Here is a 2,851-nt window from a genome sequence, read left to right on the forward strand (position 1 = left end):
ACAGACACACTTTCTGTCGCATATCCCAAACAAACAACCCATTAAATAAGGAATAGAAAAAGGGCCGCCACAAAAGTGACGACCCTTGAATCAAGTGGAGCTAACGGGATTCGAACCCGTGACCCCCACACTGCCAGTGTGATGCGCTACCAGCTGCGCCATAGCCCCATTCCCAACGCGATTACCTCGCGCTAGCAACTGAAATAAAGTTAGCAGAAACTTTTTAGCGGAACCAAATCGCCTGCAGGAATACAAAAATGGGCAGCCGATAACCGGCTGCCCATGAGGTTCGCGAAGCGCGAGAGTCTTACTTGACTACCTGCGGGACAAAGTTCCACTGGGATACAGGAGTACCCTTCGGTGGGTTGATGTCCTTGCCGTCCTTGATGACGCGCGGGGAGGAAACAGTACCCGTGGTTTCCTTAAGCTTCTTTGCGTTCGCACGACCAATCTCGTTACCAGCCTCGACGCCAGCGTCCTTGATCTGCTTCTGCACATCACCGTCAGCACCGAAGCCCTTGGCAGCTTCTGCAAAGTCCTCAAAGTCCCAGGAGCCAACGGACTGCTGGTTCTCAAACAGGTAAGCGCGCATGTTCCAGTAAGCCTTCGCATCGCCAGAACGAGCGATAATGTCCATCACGGATGCGGACTTGGAGGAGTGTCCCTCCAGCTTGATGCTGTCATCGGACATGAACTTCTCCAGGTCGACGCCGCGCAGATCCAGGAAGTTCATTGGGTGCACGTTGACAACCAGCTCGCCTTTTTCGACTGCTTCCTTCATCGCCTTGTCACTGCCTTCAGCGAGCTCAGCGCAGTGAGGGCAAGAAAAGTCCTCATAGAGGTCTACTTCTGGGGCGCTTTCCTTGGTCTTTGCGCTCTTCAACGTCACAATTCCGTTGTCATCAACAGAAGTTTCCATGGTGACGTCGACTGCGTTTTCTGCAATCTTGTCGGACTTTGCGTCCTTGCCGCTGATAACGATGTATCCAATAACGACGGCCGCGATAACGAGCAGAACTCCAACTGCCCAGAAAAAGCCCGAGTTACCCTTGCTATTCGGGTTAGTTACTTTTGCCACTGACATTCTCCTTTTAAATGGCTTGCTCTAAGAGTCTAAGGGTGCAACGCAAATTTGTTGAACGGACGCTTAATCGTCCACACCGTCAAGATTAGGTAGAACGTATCACGAGCAAGAGTCTGCATATAGTTCATCACTTGTGCCTCTTCGTCAGGATTGACTGTGAAGCATCCGCAATCAATTCCCAAACCGCGGCCCCAAGCTTGCCCGATGCCGATCATGAACAGCAAAAGAACAAAAGTGGCAACCTTAGAGGACGGACGCAAGAAAAGACCTAGAAGCAGCAGGACGCCACCACAGATTTCCAATGGGGCGATTAGATACGCAAGATATCCAGACCACTCGGGTGTGAAAACTTCATAAGCACTAATAGATTGGGTTACTGAAAGATTTTCACCCAACTTGGCGTAACCGGCTTTAATCCAGATATAAGCCATGTAGAAGCGAGCGAACGCACTAATGACGTCCAGGATCAGCTTCTTGTCGATTTTCTTAGTCACCCGAGATAGTTTAGCCCTAAACTTCTAGCACTTGGGTAACAAGTTCCTGTGCTTCTTCTTGCACTTTCCTGAGATGTTCCTCACCCAGGAAAGACTCCGCGTAAATCTTGTATTTATCTTCCGTGCCGGATGGGCGCGCGGCAAACCAAGCATTGCGGGTTGTCACCTTAAGGCCACCGATGGCAGCCCCATTTCCGGGCGCCTCGGTGAGCTTAGCGGTGATTTCCTCGCCGGCTAGATCTGTGGCCTCTACCTGCTGCGGGGAAAGCTTTTTCAGGATGGCTTTTTGCGCGCGGTCAGCGGGTGCATCGGTGCGCGCATAAGCTGGGGCACCGAATTCTTCAGCCAGCTCCGCGTAGCGCTGCGACGGGCTCTTGCCGGTTACCGCAGTGATTTCAGCAGCGAGCAAATCCATGATGATGCCATCTTTATCGGCAGACCACACGGAGCCATCGAAACGCAGGAAGGAAGCACCAGCAGATTCCTCCCCACCGAAGCCGATGCTGCCATCTAGAAGGCCAGGCACAAACCACTTGAAGCCGACAGGCACCTCAACCAGCTCGCGCCCGAGCTTGGCGACGACACGGTCCACCATGGAGGAAGAAACCAACGTCTTGCCCACGCCAGCATTGCCCCACTGTGGGCGGTGACTAAACAGGTAGTCAATGGCCACTGCGAGGTAGTGGTTTGGATTCATCAGCCCGGCATCCGGGGTGACGATGCCATGGCGGTCCGCATCCGCGTCGTTGCCGGTGGCCAGATCGAACTTTTCACGGTTTGCGATGAGCGAGGCCATGGCGTTCGGCGAGGAGCAGTCCATGCGAATCAAGCCATCGGTATCGAGCGTCATGAAGCGGAAAGTTCCATCCACCGCCGGATTCACCACCGTAAGGTCCAGATCGTATTGCTCGGCAATGGCCACCCAATAGTCCACCGAGGCACCGCCCATCGGGTCAGCGCCGATGCGCAGGCCGGCCTTCTTGATGGCATCCATGTCCACGACGTTTCGCAGGTCGGCCACGTAAGAATCGACGTAATTGTGTTTTGCGCAGCGCTCGTCCAACACGCCGGAAACGTTTACACGGGCAACACCGGAAAGACCTTCTCGCAGATAGTCGTTGGCGCGCGCCGCAATCCAATCCGTGGCAACAGTATCGGCAGGCCCGCCCGTTGGTGGGTTGTACTTGAAGCCGCCGTCGCGTGGCGGGTTATGCGAAGGCGTGATGACGATGCCGTCAGTGCCTGGGTGCGTCAGGATGGCATGCGAGATAGC

At 54.4% G+C, this 2,851-nt stretch carries 3 protein-coding genes and 1 tRNA gene; all 4 read right to left on the reverse strand.

All coding sequences use genetic code 11. The annotated features are described in order from the left end of the window. Positions 1-95 precede the first annotated feature (95 nt). Positions 96-168, reverse strand: a tRNA-Ala gene (locus tag HMPREF2888_RS08560). A 139-nt stretch (positions 169-307) separates the two neighbouring features. After that, positions 308-1,078, reverse strand: coding sequence for a DsbA family protein (locus HMPREF2888_RS08565; protein ID WP_061924438.1), 771 nt, complete (start codon positions 1,076-1,078; stop codon positions 308-310). 35 nt (positions 1,079-1,113) lie between these two features. Further along, the gene (locus HMPREF2888_RS08570) at positions 1,114-1,578 is read right to left on the reverse strand and encodes a MauE/DoxX family redox-associated membrane protein (protein WP_061924440.1); all 465 of its coding nucleotides are present in this window, start codon (positions 1,576-1,578) and stop codon (positions 1,114-1,116) included. 16 nt (positions 1,579-1,594) lie between these two features. Next, the coding region (locus HMPREF2888_RS08575) for a phosphoglucomutase (protein ID WP_070518646.1) at positions 1,595-2,851 on the reverse strand (1,257 nt) is incomplete at its 5' end.

The organism is Corynebacterium sp. HMSC077D03, from assembly GCF_001808545.1.
GTDB classification, from domain to species: domain Bacteria; phylum Actinomycetota; class Actinomycetes; order Mycobacteriales; family Mycobacteriaceae; genus Corynebacterium; species Corynebacterium simulans.